The sequence below is a fragment of the Flavobacterium pokkalii genome (genome assembly GCF_014596575.1).
GTDB classification, from domain to species: Bacteria; Bacteroidota; Bacteroidia; order Flavobacteriales; family Flavobacteriaceae; genus Flavobacterium; species Flavobacterium pokkalii.
Map to the genome: position 1 here is coordinate 14,035 of NZ_NASZ01000033.1, position 22,154 is coordinate 36,188.

The following is a 22,154-nucleotide window of genomic DNA, read 5'->3' on the forward strand; positions in this document are numbered from 1 at the left end:
ATGATAAAAAAAATAGTACCTCTTGTATTATTCTCGTCTTTGATTGCTTTTTGTCAAAGAGACGCAAGTGTTTTAACGGAACTGTATTTGTTGCCAAAACAATTAAAAGAAGTTTCCGGGATTGTTTTTAGTGAAAGTTCAAATTTAATCTGGAGTTTGGAAGACAGTGGTAATGCCAATGTCATTTACGGATTGGACGAAAATGGAAAATTAGAAAAAAGCATAACTATCTCTCAAACCGAAAATGTCGATTGGGAAGATATAACGAAAGACAAATTGGGGAATTTGTACATAGGTGATTTTGGTAATAATGATAATGAACGACAGGATTTGGCTATTTATAAAATTGCAAAAGATTCTTTGAAAAATCAAAGTGTAATTCCTGCCTATAAAATCAGTTTTGTGTATCCGGAACAAACGGAATTTCCACCTAAAAAGAGCAAACTTTTTTATGATGTAGAGTCTTTTATCGAATATCAAAACAATTTTTATTTGTTTACCAAAAACAGAAGTAAAGGTTTTGACGGAACTACTTTGTTATATAGAATCCCAAATAAATCAGGAGCGCATCAGGCGCAATTATTAGGGGAATTTAAAGCGGACGGCGATTTTCAAAATGCCGCCATAACCAGTGCCGCCATTAGTCCTGACGGCAAAAAAGTGGTTTTGTTAAGTCATAGTCAATTATGGATTTTTGAAAATTTTACCAGCGATAATTTTTTCTCGGGAAAAGTAAAAAATATTCAACTGAATCATTTTTCCCAAAAAGAAGCCATTTGTTTCAAAGACAATAAAACGCTTTTAATTGCCGATGAAAAAGTAAAGAAAACAGGAGGGAAGCTTTATCAGCTGGATTTGAATACTATTGATTAGAATCCAAATCCAAGTCCGAAAGCAATTCGCGCTTCTTCGTTTACTGTTGCTTTAAAATAGCTCAATCTTGCCGTAACGGTATTGACTCCGTTAAGCCATAAACCGCCGCCTACAGCCTGATGCCATTGGTTAGAATCTTCGCCATCAAGCCAAACTCTTCCATAGTCATATCCGCCAAAAATTCCGTAAGACATCGGTACAATACTATTTTTGATTTTTCCGACAGTGAAACGAATATCACTGCTTTGAAAGAAAGATTGATTTCCTAAAAAACGTTGATTTCTAAAACCTCTTAAATCATAATCACCACCTAAAGCAGCTCCCTGATAGAATTCGAAATTATTGTTCAAAATAGCTTTCGCTTTTAGCAGTGTAGCCAAAACTAATTTTCCCTGACGGTCTATTTTGTGATTGAAATTGATTTTAGATTCTAAGGTTGGAAAATTTTGTTTGCTGTTTGTAAGGTTCATTTTCCAGTTGGCCGCCATCATAAAACCCATTCCCATCGTAGGAAGTGAGGTGTTGTCATAATTTTCATAACTGTACTGCATCGTTGCGCCGGCAAATTGCTGATTTTTAAAAATATCAGGATTTACAATGTTCGGAATGGCAATAAAGCGCCCCAGTGTGTTTTCTACATCAAAATTTTCATAGGCAATTTGAAAACTTAAAGTGCTTCCAAAACGACCAATTCGTTCGATTTTCGGAGCAAACTTCACCATACTTACATGAACCCGATTGTAGTTCATCCCGTTGATTTCATCCGAATTAGCAGTGTTGTTTCCAAAACCAAAATAATTAATGGCAAAATTAGGACTGGTAAATTGAGAATCCAGTCTAAAATTCCATTTTCCAATCATTTTTGGAACATCTAAATGGTAGTTCAGTTCAAAACCATCCGTAGCAAAAAAGTAATTGGCTTTAAAGGTATGGCGCAAAGTGTAAGGGTTTTGTTTAAAATGATTTACAGTATAATTGGCAACAATGCCCAGTTTAACACCGTCATCCGGATTATAACCTATTCCCGGCAAACCGGAAAAAGCATTGTATTTTGGTTTTTGATAATTGTAAAAATTGGTTTCGTAATCGTTAGTCAATAATTTTTTGGTTTTAGAATCGATATCAAAACTGTTCTTTTTGGTTTTAAAATCAATAATACGGATGTTTTTCCCGTTAGAAATCGTATAATTATCGTGATTTTGACCTCCAATTAGTTTGATTTTTATGACGGATTTTTGGGCGTTATTGAATTCAAAAATATCTTCATCATCCAAACCGTAAATCCAGATGTTTTTGGTGGTTTTTTTGTGGAATGTTTTGGTGTAAACCAATTCTTTTCCTTCTTTTTTTATTCTGAAAACGGAAATTGAAACTTCATTTTTGGATAGTGGTTTAATATCAAAAAGGTCTTTTTTGTTGGTGCCAACAATCAGTACGGTTTTTTGTAAAACCCTGTTGTATTCCGTCGCATATTTATTTAATTGTGCTTTTCTGCTTTTTAATTTTTCAATAATTGAAGAGATGGTTTTATCCTGAATTTCTTTTGGAAGATTGTTAAAAGCAGCTTCAATTGCCGTATCGCTTAGATTTTCCTGAATGAATTTTGCCTGAGCAATCCAATCGTTTGCGGATGCTTTTTTCAATAAAGCTAAATCCAACGGATAAGGTTCTCTATTGAACCATTTTACATTTTTAATGTCATTTTTAAAACTTTGCATGTGTCGCAGCGCCGGAATATTCATTAGTAAAGACAATAAAGTACCGTCGTATTTAGAAAATGCTTGATCGCGATCGCGGGGAATAGGTTTGTAAATTACTTGATCTCCAATTTTGTATTCCGCCCAGCGCCATTGGTCATAATGACGGTCCCAGTCGCCAATGAGCATGTCAAACAAGCGGGCTTTGATGTATTCGGCTTCGTCAATGCTGTATTTTTCGTCTTTTTGTAAATTTTCTAATAAATCGTATGTTCCGATAATCGCTTCCGGTTTTCCAAAACTTTTAAGGTCTTTTTGGCTGTCAGAAGGTCTTTCTTCAACCAGATACAATTCATTTCCAAAATCAGCATTGAATTCGCCCAAAGTTTTTTGTTTTGGAATATAATAAAGTTTGGGATTACTGTGCAAAACACCAATTGGGTCGGCTAAATTTCCAATTGCTAAAGGTGTGTAAGGATGTGAAGTGGTGTAAAAATCGTAAAGGAAATTTTCGGCGTAGGTGTTTTTAAATTCGTTTTCTACATATTGATCTTTGAATGCTACACTTTGCAAAAAGCGGCTGACACTTTTTTTCAAAGCACGCATAACGTATTCTTTTCCGTCAGAATCTTCCAGTCGGAGCGATTTAGACTGATGACCACCACCGGCTCTCAGTGGATTTACACCGCCAAAAAGAGTGTCTAAAGCAACCACAGGGACATCAATTAAAGTACTATAATAATCACGATAATGTTTTCCAAAAAGGAAATTATGTAACATGCTTTTGCGCGTCATTTCGTCATTATAAACAGATGATTTGGTTGTTTTGGTAAATGAAGTTGCGTAATTATTTACGATTGTTTTTTGTGGTTCTAAAAGTGTTTTTTGAAACAAAATTTTGTTCTCATTGTTTTCCATTCCAAAAAACTGAACAACTGTTTTTCCATTTGTAAAAACAGTTAAAGTGGCAAATCCGTTGTTTCCATACGAAAAATCATTAGGGAAAACGGCTCTTGCGGCTTCTGATTTAGAACCGGCGCCGCTGATGATTTGTTTAATATTTTCGTTTTCTATGTATTGCAAATTATGGTCGTGTCCCGAAACTACAATTACATTTTTCTGATCCTGCAAAAGGGTTTTAATTCTTTTTGCTAAAATTTGGTATTGTTTGTTTTGGATGTCCTGCGGACTCACGCCAGAAGTTTTTCGTAAAAGATTGACAAAGGAACCAATTACGGGCAACGGAATTTTTTGTTCCAAAGGGAAAAGTTGCTTTTCAAGCGAAAACTGCCCGCCATGAGTGCCATTACTCATCAATGGATGATGAATAGCCATAATTATTGTTTTGTCCTGATTTTTGTTTAAAATGCTTTCCAGTTCCTCAAAAAAAGCTTCACGGGTTTTGATGTTACAATCGTCGTTGATGGTTGGAATTTTATCCCAATTTTCTAAAAACCATTCACTGTCAATGGTAATCAGGCAAAGGTTTTCGTTTATTTTTAAATCATCAATCGGGCAACCGTCCGAAGGGAGAAAGCCTTTTTTGGAATCCAAATACTGAGTTACTATTTTTTGTTGACGTTTTAATCCCGTAATGCCGGAATACCAATCGTGATTTCCGGGAATGAAAATAGTTTTTCCTTTGAAATTTTTGGAAATTGCCAATTGGTCAGTGAGTTTTTCATGCGCAAGTGCGTATGCTTTTTTATCTTTTTCATCAGGCATTCCTTTTGGGTAAATATTATCGCCTAAGAATAATAAAGTGGCATTTTTATCCGATTGTTGCAGTTGTTTTTGCAGTGCAGCAAGGATTTTTTGAGCGTTTTCCTGGTCGGCATTTCCGGCATCGCCAATTAAAAAAAAGCGATGGGCAATTTTTATGCTATCCTTGTCGTTTGTATTTGTGATTTTTTCGGAATTAGCACCTAATTGCAGTTGGTGTGTTGCACAGGAAAAGAGCGTTATCGAACCTAAAAAAGCAACGGAAAATATTTTAATTTTGTTAAATCGCATAAGCAAAAACAATTTCATAATTTAGTAGTATAAAAATTTACCTATGAACTTTACAGATCAAGTACAGGATTTTGTTTATAATTTACTCAAAGATAAACTTTCTAGTTCATTTTTATACCATAATTTTAACCATACTACTGATGTGGTTTCGGCCGTAAAAACGCTTGCGCAAAGCGAAAAATTGGATGAGAAAACTATTGAAATGCTGGTGGTTGCAGCCTGGTTTCATGATACAGGTTATGTAAACGAACCGGATAATCACGAAGAGGCAAGTGTGCAAATTGCAACCGAATTTTTAAAAGCTAATGGAAAATCCGAGGATTATATCGCGCAGGTAAGTGCTTTTATCCGGGCGACTGTTTATCATTATATTCCACAAAGTATTGAAGAAAAAGTAATTAAAGATGCTGATTTCTTCCATTTTACTACCGAAAATTATTGTGATCGTTGTGAACTTTTAAGAAACGAATGGAAACATGTAAAGTGCAAACAGGTTTCGGATTTAGAATGGGCGCAGGAAAATTTAAACATGCTTACCCAATGTCATCAGTATTATACGGATTATGCAAAAGAAAACTGGCAGCCTTTGAAAGAAAAAAATATTCGCTTAATTCAGGAAAAAATCAACAAGATGGAAGAAGGAGCAACTCCTAAAAAAACTAAAAAAAATAAGGAAGCTAAGGCCGCTAAAGCCTCTAAACCTGATCGTGGGATTGATACCTTGTTTAGGGTAACTTTGAGCAATCACACCCGATTGAGTGGTATTGCCGATAGTAAAGCCAATATTTTATTATCCGTAAATGCTATTATCATTTCGATCGCATTATCTACAATAGTGCCTAAATTAGACAGTCCGGGAAACGCTCATTTAGTGATTCCTACGTTTGTGATGCTTACTTTTAGTGTGATTTCTATCATTTTTGCCATTTTGTCCACGAGACCTAAAGTAACCAGTGGCACTTTTACCCGAAAAGACATTGAAGACCGAAAAGTAAATTTGTTATTCTTTGGGAATTTTTACAAAATGCCATTGGATGAATACGAATGGGCAGTTAATGAAATGATGAACGACAATACTTATTTATACAATTCGATGATTAAGGATTTGTATTTTTTGGGTGTTGTTCTCGAAAGGAAATACAAATTGCTCCGCATTACTTATAATATTTTTATGTTTGGAATTATAGTGTCTTTCTTGGCTTTTTTCATCGCTTTTTACACTACCCGAATTTAATCCAAAGCACTTAATAATTCTTTGTACGTATAAGTTGTGTCTAAATTTTCATCGGTATTCATGACTTTGATTCGGATGGCTTTTAGTCCGTAAACGCCTTGTAATTCTTCGACTTCAAATTGTTCAATAGCAGGTTCTAAGATGTTTTTGAACTGCAGGAATTTGATGTATTTTAAATATTCAACTTCTTCGTATTGGTGCGAATAAACAATCGTAATTTTCTCTTTTTGCGTAATTCTTTCGTTGGTTCCTTTAATATGGGCTTTGTCAATACGTTTTTTAACTACTTCATAGCGGGCGTTGTAAGTGCCATCAACATCAAAACGTTTTTCGTCCATACGGAATCGGATGGAAATTGGCGAACTGAAAACTAATATTAACGAACTGACTTCCAAATTATACGGCAAAACTTTTTTTAAGCGATGGTGTTCCAGTTCCATCTTGCATAAAGTTTGCAATTGCCACAATCTCAGGTTGTTTAAATACATTACATTAAAGGGTTGCGCAGGAGTAATGCTGGCACCAATATATAAATTGTGTTCTACACCATCGGTTTTAAAGCGTTCGTAATAATGTGGAAAAATACTTTGCGCTTCGTTTTGTTCCTGATCTAAAACATCGGCCATTTTTTTATTGACGATAGCCATCGCTTCGTCAAATTGTTTTCGGGCCTGATAAAACAGTCCGGTTTTAATATCCAGATTTTCAAAATAGCTTGCAACCAAATTTTGATCTTCGGCGTCAATAATCGAATTATTCAATAAAGGATGAATTTCTTTATCAATATAATTTTGAATTTGTTGTTCAGTATCGGCTTTTAATTCTTTTGTTAATTCGCCTAAAAAAGAATGTATTTCAAATTTTTGTTGTTCTAACAAAGGAATTTTGCGTATGCTTTTTGATTTTTCAAAAATTCTCAAAATGCTTTCTAACTGATTTTTCAAATCTTCTTTTACCGTGTTGTTGCGGTGTTCGGAAGATTTATTAATATCAATTTGTCCGTAAAGCGGATAGACTTCTTTAAAAACAATTTCTTTAAAATTGTAGTTTGTATTGGAAGCGTTAGTTTGCAAATATTTTTGTGCTTCGGCTTTGAATTTCCAGTAAACACTGGAATGAATAGCCGTATATTCTCTTTGAATAACCGCTTCAATTTGATTTTGTAAATCGGTGTTGTAGCGCTCTAAAGTGTTGACAATATTAGGAAGTATTAAATTGAGATTGTTTGCATTAATACTGTTTAATTGTCGGGCAGTGCCTGAAACCAGCTCGATAACGCCCAGTAATTTGCCTTCTTTGGCAATAGGAGTAAAGATGCAGCTTTTAATATTTTGTTCTAATAATATTTGAGCAAAATTTTCATTTCCCGGAATTTGGGCAAAAGCCTCCACATTAGAAATGGTAAAAAGCTCCTGCGTTTCTAAAAGTTTGTTCAAAGAGCAGCCTAAAAAGGCATTGCAACAGGCTACTTCGGTTTTGTTTTGAAGTATAAAACTTCCCATTTTTGCTTTTTCAAAAGGCAATTTGGTAAATGTTTTTTCTTCATCGTTATACAAACTGATTCCGATTCTTAAATCAGGAATTTTGAAAAAAGATCTGAAAATGTTTTCTAAAGTATTATCGTTTTCTTCAGGATCTTTTTTACTTCTTAAAAGATTACTTTTTAGGTTGGAAATAGCACTTTCTTTAGTAGCATCAAAAAGGCTGATGATTCCAAAACCTTTTAAAACCCAGCTTTCCAAAGGGAATTTTTCTTTCCACAGCGCCACATTTCCAAAGTTATCCATGAGTTCGTCTATGTCTTCCGAACTCAAATCCGGAGCTTCGGCTAAGGGATATATTTCTATAAAATCGGCGTTGTAAAGAATTCGATAATGATAGATTACACCATTGGCATCGGGGATATCGTAAAATAAAGGTTTGTTATAGTCAAAATTTTGTTTGTAATAAGCATTTAAGATTAGAATACAGCTTAAAACATAAAATTGGTCTTCGTTAAAATCACGGATGGTCAAGTCAAAATTTCCGGCGTTTTTTACAATTTTTTTGAACCTTTTGGTGTAATTGAAAGTTATATTCTGAAACGGAATAGTAACCGCCTTAATTTCATTATTAGTCAATGCCGTCGGGAATAAATCGGCAAGTAAATTTTTAATAAGTTTTTTGTTGTCCGTAATTATAGCTAAATCTTCGATTCCGGTTCTAAATTCGGGAATATGTTCGATTTCTTTTAGTAACGATTTAGCGTAATTAGAGCGGTAATCAACATCTGATAAGGCAATTTCTTCCAGTGTCTCAATGAGTTTATGAAAAGAAATAAGGGTTTTAAAAGGACTCTCTTTAAATAAACGATGATTCATCTTGATTTTTGTTTAGCTTACAAAAATAGTGAATTATCCTGTTTGGACTGTTTTTATTTGAAATAGAAAAAGAGGTTTTAGTGTTGTTTTACCAAAATCTTTTTTTGATAAAAAGAAACCAAGGCTTCGTTCACTTCTTTTAATTCGGGAGTTAAATGGGTAATATCGCCTTCTTCGTCATTCGTTAATTCCATTTGGCATACTGTGCATTTGTATTCTTTTAAATGATTAGTAATGTTTCTGGAGGTAACTATTTTATGTCCAAAAATGGCGCATAGAATCTTTTTACCAGTAATCAGTGCTTTGAAATCTGTTAAATTCATAATAAAAAGTAGGTTAATTTTGTTTGGGAGTGATAAAAATAGAAAATTATAGATAAAAATACTTAAAAAATCGACTAAGTACGCTTTTTTGATAATTTCATAAGTATAAACTTATTTTTTTATTAAATGATTTAAAAAAAAATCTCCAACCGCCTAAGCGATTGGAGATGAATTAAGTAGTGAATTGTAAACTAACTAGGATTTTTGCTCTTTATTGAAATAAACCAGATAGTAATACATTTGTTTTTCTTCGTCCCAGCCTTTTTCTACAAATTTTTCGGCACTTTCCGGATTAATAAAATCCATCTTAATCTGAATATTTGTGTCTAAATTGATTACGTTTTTGATTGATTTTCGGGCATCGCTAACGGCGGCATTGGCAATTGGGAATGAAGTGACATCCTCAATGCTGTATTTTTCGCCTTTATCAACTTTGTAGTTTTTAAATTCAGGAATCAAATCCGGATTATCTAAAACTTCATTTAAGAACTCTGTTTCTTCAAATTCATCATTTTTAGCAAAATAATTCACCGAACGGTTCATGAACATAACTTCTTCTTTTTTGTCTTCGGCAGGGAAAACTACGTCTTTGGCAAAGTTTTGACAAAATTTCAAATACTTTTTGGTGATGAAGTTTTCGTCTTCAAAAGCATCTACTGAAAGGAAGTGTTCTAACCAATAACGGGCATCATAACGGTTGCTGTCCACGGTCAGGATTTTGTAACCTTCTTCTTTTTTATGATTAAAAATCAAACAGCCTTTGTCTAATTTATTCAAATTGATTCCCTGTTGTAAAATCATCTCCAAATTAGATTCTTTTTCTTCAAATTGCAGAAAATCTGTTTGCAATTCGCTTTTAAAGATTCCGATAGCGTCAACCGGCGTGTTATCGATGTTTACGTTAGTTAAATAAGTTACATAAACTTCTCCGTTTTTAATATGCGGATGATTGGATTGTTCAAAAAGATGTTTGGTGATTTTTTTGGAAGTTTCATGTAAACTGCCCGGATTGTTAAAAATCTCAGAAGTGTATTTGTACATGTCATTATAATCCAAATCGACTTCGTGAGCAAACTGATAATAGTTTTCTTCTTTTTCACGAAATGGTTTCAGGAAAAATTCTTTGATAAGCGGAACAATTTCGTCCTGAAGGTTAAAAGGTTGTTCCGATAAAAAGATAGCTTCATTTCGGCTTTTATTTCCTACCCGGTGGATAGAAAGAGTCTCGATGTGTGCGTTGAATAGGTTGATCATTTTTTGTGCTGTTTTTAGATGCGAGAGCCAAGAAAAAAGACAGTTTGTTGAGGTCTTTCATCTTGGCTCTTGAATAAGTTTTTTTATCAGGTTATTCTAGTTCCAATTTTCTTCAAATCCGTAATCTTCGTAGCTGTCGTCTCCTTCAAACATATCCATGTCGTCATCGTCTAAGCCGTCTTCAAATTCGTCATAAAAATCATCTGCATTGTCTGCTTCAAAGTTTTTTTCCAAAGCTTCATCAGGCATTTCGCCATGAGCAAATAAAGTTTCCGGATAAGTGGCTCCGGCAGTTTGATCTTCAATTGCGGCAAGTTCTACTAAGAAAGTCCACATATTGATAAAATCATATACATAGATAATTTTAGTGTTTTCTTCGTCAAGAATATCCGAAAGTTTATAATCGCTCATGATGCGTTGTTCTCCGGGAACATCGCCGGTGTCAAAAAGTGAAATTTCATCTTCCTGATTCCAGGTGTCATCACAAGTGTAAAAAGAAGCAACCTCCATACCATCAAATCCAAAAGAATTAAAGATAGCGTTGTGTAAATCTTCTAATGTATCGTCTTCCAAGATGGCGATATCTCTGAAAATATCTTCTTCTGCGTCTAAGATTACTCTAAATTTATAAACCATAATCGTCATTTTTATAAAAGCCAAAGGTACATTTAATCCTTTTTAATCCCAATGCGATTTGTGAAATTTTATCAAAAAAACAGCGAGAGTTTTGGTTGTGAATTAGTTGCCTTTTATCAGCCGTTTGATACTTCTTAAATAGCGTTTGTGATAGGTGCTGTGTGCCGGGTATCTTCGGCTGGATGTCATGTTGTTAAAAAATAAGGCGGTAAATAGCAGGATAAGCACTCCGGTTAAAACCGGCGATAGAACATACCAATAGCCTAAAGCTTTAATTTTTTGTGTTCCAATGATAGCAATCAAAGCTGTAGCTCCTCCGGGCGGATGCAGGGTTTTGGTTATTTGCATCATCACAATCGATAAGGAAACAGCCAGAGGCGCAGCAATAAATATAGTATCCGGAAATAATTGATGAACAGTCACTCCGATAAAAGCTGAAATTAAGTGTCCTCCAACCAAATTCCGGGGTTGGGAAAATGGACTTTCGATGATTCCATATACTAAAACGCTCGAAGCGCCAAAAGAACCTATTAAATAGACCACATCCTGATGTGAGAATTGCTGGCTTTGGAAATAGGCAATCAGTCCGATGCCGACAAAGGAGCCTAAAAAGGACCAAAATTGTTCTTTGTAGTCAATTAAAGTTTCTTTGTAAAGGATGTAACGGGTTTTGCGGTAGCTGCGTTTGATTTTGCGTGTTGGCATGATTTTAAAATTTAAATGCTGGGAGCAAAGGTGTAAACCGTATTAGGATAAATCATTTTGGCTGTATATTTCGAAATGAAACAGGCTGCCAGAATTGGGAAAAATAAAGTGTAATTATTGGTTAAACCACAAACTAAAAAGATTGCGGTAAACGGAGCGTGAATACTCGCGCTTAAAACAGCAGCCATTCCGATAACCATAAAATTGATTGGGATAATTTGGGTATCAAAAAAAGTATTGAGTACCGAAGCGACTAAAAGTCCCAAAAAAGCCCCGATAAAAAGGCTGGGAGCAAAAACGCCACCGTCGCCACCGGAAGCCAGTGTAACGGAAGTAACAACCGGTTTTAAAAACAATATTCCTAAAAAACTGAAAGCTAATGTAAGTGTTAAAGGGATTTCGTTATGAGTTGAAGTAATTGTTTTGATGGCATGATAACCTTCGCCGTAAAGCTGTGGAAAAATAAAAAGGGAAATACTTAATACAACAGAACCAAAGATGATTTTGTAATAATGCGTTTCAATTTTGGCAAATTGTGCTTTGAAGAACAACACGCATTTTGTTAAATAAACCGAATTTATTCCCGCTAAAATTCCCAGTAAAATAAAATAAGGAATCGCTTTTAGGTGCCAGGAGTTGATATTAACGGCAAAAAGAGGTTCTTCTTTTAATATGGTTAACAACCCAAAAGCAATAGAAACGGCAATTAAATTTGAAATGATAAAGGCACGGGTAATTTTTCTCGAAATAACTTCTATAGCAAATAAGATTCCAGCGATTGGACTGCTGAATAAAGCAGTGATTCCGGCTGCTACACCTGCACAAATTAATTCGGTTTTGTACTGACGGAAAATATTTTCTTTTTGGTGTGCTACCGAACCAATAGTAGCCGTAGCTACCACAGTAGAAACTTCGATTCCGGTAGAACCGCCAAAAATTACAGTTAATAATCCATTAATCGTATGCGATGGGATTTTGTAAGAAGGAAGATTTTTGGTTTTCGAATTAGTACTTTCAAACACTTCTTTGATGCCTTTGTTTTCTTTTTTCTTAAAAAGATATTCTCGCAGAAAATAAATTACCGATAGACCAAAAACCGGAAAAAGAATATAGAAAAAGGGATTTACGTTTGCCTGATGAAAGAAAATTTCTTCATAATATTCGGTGATTTTTTTTAGACTAATTCCTAAAAAAGCAGAAAGAAAACCAATTAAAAGAGAGACGATTACTAGTTTTTTAAATTTAATAAGGTGGTAGTTTTTTTTAATTTGTGCAGTGGTTTTCATTACTTGAAATCTTTAATGAATGGCAAAATTATATAAAAAAACAAAAAACCTGCGTTTTCGCAGCAAAAAACAAGTTTTTTTTAACTATAGGAAAAGTCAAATGTCTGTTTTTGATTTTGATTGCTGATGAGGTTTTGAAATGAGGGGTTTTGAAATGAGGGGTTTTGTTAATCTGGTTTTTTAGGTTTAGAAATAAATTAAGAAATTAAAGTTCGTAGAGTTCTATAGGTAATAAATCAGGGTCAGCAATGAAAGTAAAACGTTTTTGAGTGAATTCGTCAATTCGAATTGGCTCTGCAATAATGTTTTTTGAATTCAAAAAAGAAACATTTTTATCTAAATTTTCAACAGCAAAAGCTAAATGACGCAATCCGCAGGCTTCCGGATTGGAGGGTCTTTCAGGCGGGTTTGGGAAAGAAAATAATTCGATGCAGTAATGTTCGTTGATGGCTAAATCGAGTTTGTATGATTTTCGGCTTTCGCGATAAACTTCCCGGATTATTTTTAGTCCGAGGATTTCGGTGTAAAACCGTTTGGATTTTTCGTAATCAGAACAGATGACAGCAATATGATGGATGTTTTTTAGAGACAGCATTTTGATAGTAGTTGGTTATTGATTCAGTTTTCGAATTACTTTGGCGGGATTGCCAACGGCGAGTGAGTTGTCGGGGATGTTTTTGGTGACGACCGAACCAGCGCCAATGACGCATCCTTTTTCGATGGTTACTCCGGGACAAATGACTGAATTGCCCCCAATCCAACAATCGTCTCCGATAGTTATGGGTAGGGCATTTTCAAGTGTCTTTCTGAGTTCTGCATCGAGCGGGTGAGTGGCAGTGTAAAGTTGTGCTGCCGGACCAAAAAAAACATTCGAACCAATAGTGACTTTTGCGCAATCAAGTACCACGCAATTGACATTGAAATAGACGTTGTCTCCGCAAAAAATATTATAACCGTAATCGCAATGAAAAGGTGGTTCGATGTATAAATTTTTTCCGGCGTTTGGGATGAGTTCTTTTAAAATTTCTTTCGCTTTTTTAGTCAGTCGGTATTCCGTTACATTGAGTCGGTGGAGCAAATTTTTAGCTCTTCGACGGTCTTTTATCAAGGTAGGATCTCCGGCTAAATAATAGTCTCCGTCAATCATTTTTTCTTTCTCAGTTTTCATGTTTTTTAGGTTGTTTTTTCAGATGTTGTTTTTGGTCTTTTTTCGGGTCAAAAAAGAGTCTGAAATAAGTGGTTTTTTAAGCTGGTTTTCAGGTGTCTTTTTTGTTGCTTGTAAAGATAGGTTAAAAATGTAGAAGGACTGTTCTGAAGAAGAAGTAGTTTTAATGATTGTCAGGAAAAACAGCTGGTGGGTTTGTGAATCGTTAAAATGAAATCAGGAGAGGAGGATTGTTTTTTCGGAGATATTGTTGTCTTTTTTGTGTTTGTTTTAAGGGGAGTTTTTGATTGTTTTTACTTAAAGTAATTATTTAGATAGATTGTCTTAAATTCTTAATTGTTTTTTAGGGTTTTAACCGTTTTGGTTTTTCAATACGTGTTTTTGTTGTTTTTAGCTTGTAAATCACAATATTAATTTTTTAGTTTAAATAATTAATTGTAATATACTGGATTTTAATTTTTTAATATATTGTTATAGATTATTTCTATAGTGGTTTTTTAAAGATTTTTGAGGTTATACTTGTGTTTTTTGATAATACAAAGAAGCTTGTGGTTCGAAAAAAATAAAAAAAACAAAACTAACTTTTAGAAGTTATGTGCTGTAAAAATAGTTTTTATTTTTAAACCAGTAATTGTTTTTTTTTGATGTTTTTCAGGTGGAATTTAGTCTTGTCGGATTTGTAGTTTTTGGGAAATTAGGATTGTCTAAAAATGATTTTTTGCTTGTTGTTTTTTTTAACTTAATTTATGGGTTGTTTTTTTAGAGCTTGTTTTTTATTTTTTAAATTTCGATTTTTAGAGGTGTTTTTTTGGACTTGAAAACTTGTTTTTTTTGGGTAATCTTCGAGGTGTTTTTTAGCTTTTTTTGAAGTGTTTTTTGGAGTTGAAAAACATCAAAAATATACCTGTGAAAGAGGTTCTTTTTTGAGGTGAAAATTGGCTGTTTTTTCAGACTGTTTTTTTGATAAAAACACTCCTTTTTGAAGTAAGAAAAAATGAAAATAAAGAGTGTTGTTTTGATATTGTTGAGCAATAATTTTTTGTTAATGAAGTTCGGAAAACAATTAAAAGATTGTAAATTCGTTTGGTCTATAATTTAAAAAAACGAATATGAAATATTATGTTTTAGCGGTAGCGGCGTTTCTTTTTTCGGTACAAATTCAGGCGCAAAAAGTAGCTGTTTTTGATTCTTATACCGCTTTTGAGAAAGCCGTTTTGGGAGATAAAAATACCACTTATGTAGTCAATTTTTGGGCTACCTGGTGTGCTCCCTGCGTGAAAGAATTACCCCATTTTGAACAGTTAAATTCCGAAAATAAAAAGCTAAAAGTAGTGCTTGTAAGTTTGGATTTTAAGACACAATATGAGACAGTATTATTGCCTTTTTTGAAGAACGAACAGATACAATCGGAGGTGGTTTTGCTTACGGATAAGGATTATAATAGCTGGCTTCCGGCCGTGGATAAAGACTGGTCGGGCTCTATTCCGGCTACTTTAATTCTTAAAAACGGGAAAAAATTTTTTGTAGAAAAGATGTTTTCTGACTACAATGAGTTAGATCAATATGTGAATTCAATTATTAATTAACAGTTTTTATTATGAAAAAATTATCGGTTTTGTTATTGTTTGTTGCTGTGCTATTGGTATCAGCTTTTACGGTTATCGCTCCTTCGGGTTATAAAATTGGTGATACCGCTACTGATTTTAAGTTAAAATCGGTTGATGGGAAAATGTACAGTATGTCAGATTATAAGAGTGCAAAAGGTTTTATTGTTGTGTTTACCTGTAATCATTGTCCTTTTGCTAAAAAATACGAGGATCGGATTAATGATTTGGCTAAAAAATATAAGTCTAAAGGCTATGTTTTATTAGCAATTAATCCAAATGATCCGTCCGTACAACCTGATGACAGTTATGAATTAATGCAAAAAAGAGCTAAAGAAAAAGGATTTGCTTTTCCTTATTTATTTGACGAAGGACAAAAGATTTTTCCGCAATACGGAGCAACTAAAACGCCTCATGTGTTTTTATTAGACAAAAATCGTGTGGTAAAATACATCGGAGCGATTGATGATAATGTGGACAGTGCGACTGAGGTGAAAGAGAAATATCTTGAAAACGCGATTGCTGCCCTGGAAAGCGGAAAAACACCTTCTCCGGAAGTGACTAAAGCTATTGGTTGCAGTATTAAAACCAAAAACTAATTTTTTAAGAAATAATAGAGAAAGAGTAGGTGAGCAGCCTACTCTTTTTGTTTGATACAGTTTTTCCTAATGATAATTAAAACAGGGATTAGGAGCGAATAGGCGATGAAAAAAGGAATGATGTATTCTGTCCATCCCGTTGCCAGCATTAATCCGATTAAGAGTAGTTGAAATCCCAATCCGTAAAGGGAAACTAAGGTCATGAACCAATGTGGGAATTTGGATAAAGTGGCAGCTGAATAGTCTAATTTTTGAATGATTTTGTCAAAAATACCATAGCTCATTTGGTAAGTACTGAACAGGATTCCAACCCATTTTTGGCTTTCTCCGGCAAAGGCTTTAGGTGTTTTATTTTCGAAAATCTGGCTTGTTTTGTCGGCTCCTTTGCATTTGGAACGCAAAATAACATAATAATAATTGTATAAAGTTCCCTGTAATTCGATGCAAAAGAAAGCCAGAAGTGCGGCCAGAAGTGAACTGTTGGAAACGAAACAGATAGTAACTAAAATTAAAAAGTTAAGAAGCATATCCAGTAAACTATCCAGGTATCTTCCGGTGTAAGAAGGTGTTTTTCTGATTCGGGCCAATTCGCCATCGGCTGCATCGATTATTGATTTTAAAATAAGAAAAAAACAAGCCCAATACGGATGATTGCTTAGAATACAGTATATGGAAATTAAGCCCGAAACTCCAAAAAGCAAGCTTACATGAATAGGTGTAAAACGCGTGTTTTTTAGTGTTTGGGCAATTTGGGTTCCTGCGGTTCTTCCGTAATCTGAGAAATCAAGAAATTTGTCTTTTGTAGCAAGTTTAGACATTTTTTTAAATGAATAAGGAAATGCGACACTATAGTCTATATAAATATAGGCAAAAAATCTTATTTAGACAATCGGTGCAGGCTGTATGTCATAGCAGAAAGCAGAAAAAACGCGTTGATTTGGTGAATTAAACCTAGCCATAACGGAACTCCGTAAAGCAAAGTGAAAACGCCAAGAGCAAACTGAACAAAAACAAGAAATACCAAGGTTTGAATTCCTTTTTTCTGATTAAAGTCCAAATTGAATTTTCGGCTTTTGAAGTATAAATAAAGCATTATTCCAACAACTACATAAGCTAAAGTTCGGTGGATAAACTGCACGCCACTTTTTCCTTCGGTAAAACTCAAAAGTAAATTGTCCTGTTCCAGAAAAACACTGTCGTGAATAAATTGTCCGTCACTCATTAAAGGCCAGTGATTGTGGATTAAGCCTGCGTTTAAACCAGCAACAAATCCACCGTAGATAATTTGTATTAATAGAAAAAACAGCGCATAACGAGCAATGTTTCGAAGTGATTTTTCAACATTTCTTTTTACCGGATAAATTAAATCTAAAGCTACCCAAAGTGTGTAGGCAAAGGTGATGAAGGCGAAAGTAAGGTGAAGTGCCAATCTGAAATGACTCACATCAGGGTCGTTTATTAACCCGCTTTTTACCATAAACCAGCCAAAAAAACCTTGTAAAGCTCCCATTCCTAAAAGAATAATAGATTTTTTGATGGTTGGTTTATCCAGTTTCTTTTTAATTAAAAACCATACAAAAGGGATTATGAAAACAATTCCTAAAATACGGGCGATAAATCGGTGGAACCATTCCCAAAAATAGATTTGTTTGTAGTCTGAAATAGAAAAACCACCGTCTTTAAATTGATTGATTTTTTGGTATTCCGGAAATTGTTTGTAGTGTTCAAAAGCTTCCTGCCATTTCGCTTCAGTGAGAGGAGGGAAGGTGTCTTTGCCTAAATGCCAGTCGGTCATGGACAATCCGGAATTAGTCAATCTGGTGATGCCACCCACAATAACCATTAAAAATATTAATAAACAACCTGAAAATAACCAGATAATTACGGCTTTGTTTTCTTTTTTCATTTTGTATTCTATATTGTTTTGGAACTTATTTCACTTTTTGCAACCCCAATTTTTCAGCGCGTTTTAAAACAAATTGATAAGCAGCTTTGTATTCGTTTGGAATTTCGCCTTCCAAAATAGCTTCTTTAACCGCTTCTTTCAAAATACCAATTTCTCTGGAAGGTTTTAAATCAAAGATTTCCATGATTTCTTCTCCGGAAATAGGTGGTTGGAAGTTACGAATGGAATCTTTTTCTTCGACTTCGACGATTTTTTTACGAACGATTTCAAAGTTTTTATGGTATTTTTTGAATTTTGCCGGATTTTTGGTGGTAATGTCAGCTTCGCAAAGTGTCATCAGATTTTCTACATCTTCTCCGGCATCAAAAACTAATCTTCTTACAGCTGAATCGGTCACAATATCCTGTGAAAGCACGATAGGTCTGGAACTCATTACGACCATTTTTTGAACAAATTTCATTTTTTGATTCAAAGGCATGTGCAAACGTTCAAAAATCTTTTTAACCATTTTCCCGCCTAAAAATTCGTGTCCGTGAAAGGTCCAACCTTGTTTTTTGTTGAATTTTTTAGTGGGTGCTTTACCAATATCGTGCAATAAAGCTGCCCAACGCAACCAAACATCGTCGGTGTTTGGGCAAATATTGTCGACAACTTCCAAAGTGTGGTAAAAATTGTTTTTATGGGTTTGTCCTTCAATTTCTTCTACCTGATTCAAAGCAGTTAACTCCGGTAATAAAAGGTCTAAAAGACCTGTTTTGTATAAAAGTAAAAAACCAATCGAAGGTTTATCTGTTGCCAGAATTTTGTTCAACTCATCAACAATCCGTTCCCCAGAGATGATGTTAATTCGTTCAGCATTATTTGTAATAGACTGAAGTGATTTTTCTTCAATTTCAAAATTCAACTGAGTCGCAAAACGGATGGCACGCATCATTCGCAAAGGGTCATCTGAATAAGTAATATCAGGATCCAAAGGCGTTTTCAGGATTTTACGTTCCATATCCTTAAGTCCGTCAAAAGGATCTAATAAATCTCCAAAATTAGATTCGTTCAGCGACAAAGCCAGTGCATTAATAGTGAAATCACGGCGGTTTTGGTCGTCTTCTAAGGTTCCGTTTTCTACAATTGGATTACGACTGTCTCGGGTATAGGATTCTTTTCGGGCGCCTACAAACTCAATTTCCGTGTCTCCAAAACGCAACATTGCCGTTCCGTAATTTTTAAAAACCTGTACTTTTGGTTTTTTGGGAAGTAAATCAGAAACTTTTAAGGCTAATTCAATTCCGCTACCTACGGCAACAATGTCGATGTCTTTTTTAAAATCACGACCTAAAATTAAATCTCTTACAAAACCGCCAATAACGTAGCTGTCAACATTCAATTCTTTTGAAGCCTGAGAGATTATTTCGAAAATCGGGTGATGTAAGGATTCTTTGTAGTTCATAGTTTGATTGCCACTAATTCACGAATTAAATATGAAATTATTTTTCTCTAAAATGGCACAAATTTTATTATTGATATTACAATACAACTCTTTTGTATTCAAGAGATTTGTTGTTGAAATTGGCTAAAATTGCTAATTTATTCGATGATACTTTCAAGTAATTAATACATTGAGCAATATGTTTGGAATCTAGCTTTTTACAAGATTTTAGCTCTAGAATAATTGTGTCATAAACCACGAAATCAGCATAAAATTTATGATTTAATATTATGTCTTTGTAATGTACTTCATATTCTTTTTCACGTTCGAAAGGGATATTAAGTTTTTTAAATTCATATTCTAAAGCATCTTTATATACAATTTCTGAAAAACCACCTCCTAAATTATTATGTACATCAAATAGAATTCCCATAATTTGAAAACTTTCTTCTTTGTAGATAATTTGTGTCATTGAAAGGTGTTTTTAGAAATAATAATTAGTGAATTTGTGGCTTAATTAATTATTTTCGAATAACCTTTACCTGACAATCATTAGTCAACTTAATGATAGTTGACGGATTCTGGCAAATTTTTTCACGCTGCAAATTTACAACATAGTCCACGCCTTTTATAATTTCGGGACTGATTTCTTTAAAACTTTTTGGTGTTGGCTCACCGGAAATATTGGCTGAAGTAGAAACCAGAGGTTTTTTCATTCGTTCCAATAATTTATAGCAAAAAGGCTCTTTTACAATTCGAACGCCCAGTGTTTTATCTTCAGCAATAATATTCGGAGCTACATTTCGAGGGTTGTCTAAAATTAAAGTAGTTGGTTTCTCAGATAAATCGATAATTTGCCAGGCAACTTCCGGAATTTCTTTGAAAACATTGTACATCATTCGTTCGCCATTCATTAAGACAATCATACTTTTGGTTTCCTCGCGCTGTTTTAAGGCGTATATTTTTTTTATTGCTTCCGGATTGGTGGCGTCACAGCCAATTCCCCAAACCGTATCTGTAGGATAAAGGATGATGCCGCCCTCTTTGATAATTTCAAAGGCTTTGTGGACTTCTTCGTTCAGATTTTCCATTTTTATGTGTTAGAATTGGATATCAAAAAATGTATGCAAAGTAACGAATAATAATTTTGAAAAAGTAATCGTTTGTTTTAGAAAACACATTTTTTGAAAAGGGCAAGGGTGTTGTTTTACTTGGTTTTTTCAATAGGAATACTTTGTTGTAATAGCTATCTTTGCACTCTAAATTAAATTAGGAATGATTGTGAAAATTAATTCTCATTTTCAAAAATTTGCACCCAATTTGAAGCAAATGGTTGAAAAGTTTAAAACTTCCGGACAGCTTTTTGGAGACGGAAAGCGTAATACGATTAAGCTTTTTGAATTAGAAGATATAAAAGTAAACATCAAATCCTTTAAAGTTCCACATCTTATAAATAGTGTTGTTTACAAATATTTTAGGAAATCCAAAGCCAGAAGGTCTTATGAATATGCGGTGCGTTTGTTGGAAAACGGAATCGGAACACCACAACCTATAGCTTATTTTGAAAATGCCAATTGGTTAGGATTGAAAGATAGTTATTATGTGAGTGAGCATTTGGATGCCGATTTGACTTATAGAGAATTGATTCATCAGCCAGATTATCCCGATCATGAGAATATTTTGCGTCAGTTTACACGATTTACTTTTAATTTACATGAAAAGGGAATTGAGTTTTTAGATCATTCGCCCGGGAATACTTTGATAAACAAAGGAGAAAATGGTCAATATCAATTTTATTTAGTTGATTTGAATCGTATGAATTTTCACACTTCAATGGGTTTTGAACAGAGAATGAAAAATTTTAGTCATTTAGCTGCGAAAAAGGAAATGATAGTCATTATGAGTGAAGAATATGCTAAGTACTATTCAAAATATTCTGCAAATCAAATTTTTGAAGAGATATTGAAAAAAAATATTGCTTTTCAAAATAAATATAGCAGAAAAAAGAGAATTAAAAATAAAATAAAATTTTGGAAAAAGAAAAATTGATGTTTTTAATAGATATAAGCTAAAATTTTTTCTTTAGGTAAATTGTTTTCGATGATAAATTTTCTTGTTCTATATACATTTTTGCTGCATTTCATCACGACACACGCACACACCACAAACTGATGATTTTAATTTCTCTTCAATGGGTTTATTTATATTTCTCACCCCTCTCTAACAACCATTCTTAAGGAAGGATTCATAATGTTTAGGCGAATTCCCCTCTTGGGGTTTGGGATGTTGCTACTATAATCGACCATCAACAGTAATTTCTAAAACTCCTTTTACATCATAAACAATGCTGTTAGTTTTTAAATATGTTGACAAATTTAACTCTAAAAATTCTTTGTGAGGTACACTTAATACCACAGCATCATATTGATTCTTTGCAGTTGGCTTAGGGTAGCACTTTAATCCGTATTCATGCTGTACTTCTTCTGGATTAGCTAATGGATCACAAAGCGTAATTGCAATTCCATATTCCTGTAACGCTTTAATCACGTCTATGATTTTGGTATTGCGTACATCCGGACAGTTTTCTTTAAAAGTAATTCCTAACATCAATAAGGAAGCACCATTAACTGAAATTCCTTTTTTTATCATTAATTTGACTACCTGGGAAGCTACATATTCCCCCATACTATCATTCAATCGACGTCCGGCTAAAATAATTTCGGGATGATAACCCAATTCCTGTGCTTTTTGCGCCAAATAATAAGGATCAACCCCTATACAATGCCCTCCTACAAGTCCTGGCTTAAAAGGCAAAAAATTCCATTTGGTTCCCGCAGCAGCCAGTACAGCACTGGTATCAATATTCATTAAACTAAATATTTTAGCTAATTCATTGACAAAAGCGATATTGATGTCCCGTTGCGAATTTTCAATCACTTTAGCCGCTTCAGCCACTTTGATAGAAGGTGCCAAATGTGTTCCGGCAGTAATCACCGATTGATATAAGGCATCTACTTTTTGCCCGATTTCGGGAGTAGAGCCGGCTGTTACTTTTAAAATTTTATCGACCGTATGT

Annotated in this window: 20 protein-coding genes; 5 read left to right on the forward strand and 15 right to left on the reverse strand. The window is 34.1% G+C overall.

Going from position 1 to position 22,154, the window contains the following annotated elements; translation table 11 throughout:
* The gene (locus tag B6A10_RS15500; RefSeq protein ID WP_188221593.1) at positions 1–873 is read left to right on the forward strand and encodes a hypothetical protein; all 873 of its coding nucleotides are present in this window, start codon (positions 1–3) and stop codon (positions 871–873) included.
* Here B6A10_RS15500 and B6A10_RS15505 read toward each other — a convergent pair.
* Positions 870–4,583 carry a metallophosphoesterase gene (locus B6A10_RS15505; RefSeq protein ID WP_238929429.1) on the reverse strand — a complete coding sequence of 1,238 codons (3,714 nt, stop codon included), beginning with the start codon at positions 4,581–4,583 and terminating at the stop codon, positions 870–872. The two genes, B6A10_RS15500 and B6A10_RS15505, sit on opposite strands and share 4 nt — an antisense overlap.
* Before the next feature lie 43 nt (positions 4,584–4,626).
* On the opposite strand from B6A10_RS15505, the gene B6A10_RS15510 reads away from it, so the two are divergent.
* Positions 4,627–5,817, forward strand: a complete 1,191-nt coding sequence (locus B6A10_RS15510; RefSeq protein ID WP_188221595.1) for a Pycsar system effector family protein — start codon at positions 4,627–4,629, stop codon at positions 5,815–5,817.
* On the opposite strand, the gene B6A10_RS15515 is transcribed toward B6A10_RS15510, so the two are convergent.
* The 8 genes from B6A10_RS15515 to B6A10_RS15550 all read right to left on the reverse strand — a co-directional run bounded on the left by B6A10_RS15515 (position 5,814) and on the right by B6A10_RS15550 (position 13,549).
* Complete coding sequence (locus B6A10_RS15515) at positions 5,814–8,177, reverse strand: GAF domain-containing protein (protein ID WP_188221596.1); 2,364 nt, start codon at positions 8,175–8,177, stop codon at positions 5,814–5,816. The genes B6A10_RS15510 and B6A10_RS15515 overlap by 4 nt on opposite strands.
* Positions 8,178–8,254: 77 nt before the next feature.
* Positions 8,255–8,500, reverse strand: coding sequence for a hypothetical protein (locus B6A10_RS15520; protein WP_188221597.1), 246 nt, complete (start codon positions 8,498–8,500; stop codon positions 8,255–8,257).
* 195 nt (positions 8,501–8,695) lie between these two features.
* The gene (locus B6A10_RS15525) at positions 8,696–9,754 is read right to left on the reverse strand and encodes a nucleoid-associated protein (protein ID WP_188221598.1); all 1,059 of its coding nucleotides are present in this window, start codon (positions 9,752–9,754) and stop codon (positions 8,696–8,698) included.
* A 96-nt stretch (positions 9,755–9,850) separates the two neighbouring features.
* Complete coding sequence (locus B6A10_RS15530) at positions 9,851–10,390, reverse strand: IS1096 element passenger TnpR family protein (protein WP_026713920.1); 540 nt, start codon at positions 10,388–10,390, stop codon at positions 9,851–9,853.
* A 102-nt stretch (positions 10,391–10,492) separates the two neighbouring features.
* Complete coding sequence (locus tag B6A10_RS15535) at positions 10,493–11,095, reverse strand: HPP family protein (protein ID WP_188221599.1); 603 nt, start codon at positions 11,093–11,095, stop codon at positions 10,493–10,495.
* Between the two features lie 11 nt (positions 11,096–11,106).
* Complete coding sequence (locus B6A10_RS15540) at positions 11,107–12,381, reverse strand: chloride channel protein (RefSeq protein WP_188221600.1); 1,275 nt, start codon at positions 12,379–12,381, stop codon at positions 11,107–11,109.
* 205 nt (positions 12,382–12,586) lie between these two features.
* Positions 12,587–12,976 (reverse strand): SMU1112c/YaeR family gloxylase I-like metalloprotein, encoded by a 390-nt coding sequence (gene gloA2 / locus B6A10_RS15545; protein WP_188221601.1) that lies wholly within the window; start codon positions 12,974–12,976, stop codon positions 12,587–12,589.
* 15 nt (positions 12,977–12,991) lie between these two features.
* Positions 12,992–13,549, reverse strand: coding sequence for a sugar O-acetyltransferase (locus B6A10_RS15550; RefSeq protein ID WP_188221602.1), 558 nt, complete (start codon positions 13,547–13,549; stop codon positions 12,992–12,994).
* A gap of 1,106 nt (positions 13,550–14,655) precedes the next feature.
* On the opposite strand from B6A10_RS15550, the gene B6A10_RS15555 reads away from it, so the two are divergent.
* Complete coding sequence (locus B6A10_RS15555) at positions 14,656–15,132, forward strand: TlpA disulfide reductase family protein (protein WP_188221603.1); 477 nt, start codon at positions 14,656–14,658, stop codon at positions 15,130–15,132.
* A gap of 11 nt (positions 15,133–15,143) precedes the next feature.
* Positions 15,144–15,749 (forward strand): thioredoxin family protein, encoded by a 606-nt coding sequence (locus B6A10_RS15560; protein ID WP_188221604.1) that lies wholly within the window; start codon positions 15,144–15,146, stop codon positions 15,747–15,749.
* A gap of 38 nt (positions 15,750–15,787) precedes the next feature.
* Here B6A10_RS15560 and B6A10_RS15565 read toward each other — a convergent pair whose 3' ends face one another.
* The 5 genes from B6A10_RS15565 to B6A10_RS15585 form a co-directional block, all read right to left on the reverse strand.
* Positions 15,788–16,567: a CDP-alcohol phosphatidyltransferase family protein gene (locus B6A10_RS15565; RefSeq protein ID WP_188221605.1), complete on the reverse strand. Its 780-nt coding sequence runs from the start codon at positions 16,565–16,567 to the stop codon at positions 15,788–15,790.
* A 59-nt stretch (positions 16,568–16,626) separates the two neighbouring features.
* Positions 16,627–17,655, reverse strand: coding sequence for a COX15/CtaA family protein (locus B6A10_RS15570; protein ID WP_188221606.1), 1,029 nt, complete (start codon positions 17,653–17,655; stop codon positions 16,627–16,629).
* A 25-nt stretch (positions 17,656–17,680) separates the two neighbouring features.
* Complete coding sequence (locus B6A10_RS15575) at positions 17,681–19,099, reverse strand: CCA tRNA nucleotidyltransferase (protein WP_188221607.1); 1,419 nt, start codon at positions 19,097–19,099, stop codon at positions 17,681–17,683.
* Between the two features lie 76 nt (positions 19,100–19,175).
* Entirely contained in the window at positions 19,176–19,550 is a 375-nt protein-coding gene (locus B6A10_RS15580; RefSeq protein WP_055092885.1) for a GxxExxY protein, read from the reverse strand.
* Between the two features lie 49 nt (positions 19,551–19,599).
* Positions 19,600–20,169, reverse strand: coding sequence for an L-threonylcarbamoyladenylate synthase (locus B6A10_RS15585; protein ID WP_188221608.1), 570 nt, complete (start codon positions 20,167–20,169; stop codon positions 19,600–19,602).
* Positions 20,170–20,353: 184 nt separating this feature from the next.
* On the opposite strand from B6A10_RS15585, the gene B6A10_RS15590 reads away from it, so the two are divergent.
* The gene (locus B6A10_RS15590) at positions 20,354–21,127 is read left to right on the forward strand and encodes a lipopolysaccharide kinase InaA family protein (protein ID WP_188221609.1); all 774 of its coding nucleotides are present in this window, start codon (positions 20,354–20,356) and stop codon (positions 21,125–21,127) included.
* 243 nt (positions 21,128–21,370) lie between these two features.
* Here B6A10_RS15590 and B6A10_RS15595 read toward each other — a convergent pair.
* The coding region (locus B6A10_RS15595; RefSeq protein ID WP_188221610.1) for a nucleotide sugar dehydrogenase at positions 21,371–22,154 on the reverse strand (784 nt) is incomplete at its 5' end.

Excerpts from the sequence above, each read along its gene's own strand:
- B6A10_RS15500 (WP_188221593.1), top strand. The coding sequence starts at position 1 with ATGATAAAAAAAATAGTACCTCTTGTATTATTCTCGTCTTTGATTGCT.
- B6A10_RS15505 (WP_238929429.1), bottom strand. The coding sequence starts at position 4,583 with ATGCGATTTAACAAAATTAAAATATTTTCCGTTGCTTTTTTAGGTTCG.
- B6A10_RS15510 (WP_188221595.1), top strand. The coding sequence starts at position 4,627 with ATGAACTTTACAGATCAAGTACAGGATTTTGTTTATAATTTACTCAAA.
- B6A10_RS15515 (WP_188221596.1), bottom strand. The coding sequence starts at position 8,177 with ATGAATCATCGTTTATTTAAAGAGAGTCCTTTTAAAACCCTTATTTCT.
- B6A10_RS15520 (WP_188221597.1), bottom strand. The coding sequence starts at position 8,500 with ATGAATTTAACAGATTTCAAAGCACTGATTACTGGTAAAAAGATTCTA.
- B6A10_RS15525 (WP_188221598.1), bottom strand. The coding sequence starts at position 9,754 with ATGATCAACCTATTCAACGCACACATCGAGACTCTTTCTATCCACCGG.
- B6A10_RS15530 (WP_026713920.1), bottom strand. The coding sequence starts at position 10,390 with ATGGTTTATAAATTTAGAGTAATCTTAGACGCAGAAGAAGATATTTTC.
- B6A10_RS15535 (WP_188221599.1), bottom strand. The coding sequence starts at position 11,095 with ATGCCAACACGCAAAATCAAACGCAGCTACCGCAAAACCCGTTACATC.
- B6A10_RS15540 (WP_188221600.1), bottom strand. The coding sequence starts at position 12,381 with ATGAAAACCACTGCACAAATTAAAAAAAACTACCACCTTATTAAATTT.
- gloA2 (WP_188221601.1), bottom strand. The coding sequence starts at position 12,976 with ATGCTGTCTCTAAAAAACATCCATCATATTGCTGTCATCTGTTCTGAT.
- B6A10_RS15550 (WP_188221602.1), bottom strand. The coding sequence starts at position 13,549 with ATGAAAACTGAGAAAGAAAAAATGATTGACGGAGACTATTATTTAGCC.
- B6A10_RS15555 (WP_188221603.1), top strand. The coding sequence starts at position 14,656 with ATGAAATATTATGTTTTAGCGGTAGCGGCGTTTCTTTTTTCGGTACAA.
- B6A10_RS15560 (WP_188221604.1), top strand. The coding sequence starts at position 15,144 with ATGAAAAAATTATCGGTTTTGTTATTGTTTGTTGCTGTGCTATTGGTA.
- B6A10_RS15565 (WP_188221605.1), bottom strand. The coding sequence starts at position 16,567 with ATGTCTAAACTTGCTACAAAAGACAAATTTCTTGATTTCTCAGATTAC.
- B6A10_RS15570 (WP_188221606.1), bottom strand. The coding sequence starts at position 17,655 with ATGAAAAAAGAAAACAAAGCCGTAATTATCTGGTTATTTTCAGGTTGT.
- B6A10_RS15575 (WP_188221607.1), bottom strand. The coding sequence starts at position 19,099 with ATGAACTACAAAGAATCCTTACATCACCCGATTTTCGAAATAATCTCT.
- B6A10_RS15580 (WP_055092885.1), bottom strand. The coding sequence starts at position 19,550 with ATGACACAAATTATCTACAAAGAAGAAAGTTTTCAAATTATGGGAATT.
- B6A10_RS15585 (WP_188221608.1), bottom strand. The coding sequence starts at position 20,169 with ATGGAAAATCTGAACGAAGAAGTCCACAAAGCCTTTGAAATTATCAAA.
- B6A10_RS15590 (WP_188221609.1), top strand. The coding sequence starts at position 20,354 with ATGATTGTGAAAATTAATTCTCATTTTCAAAAATTTGCACCCAATTTG.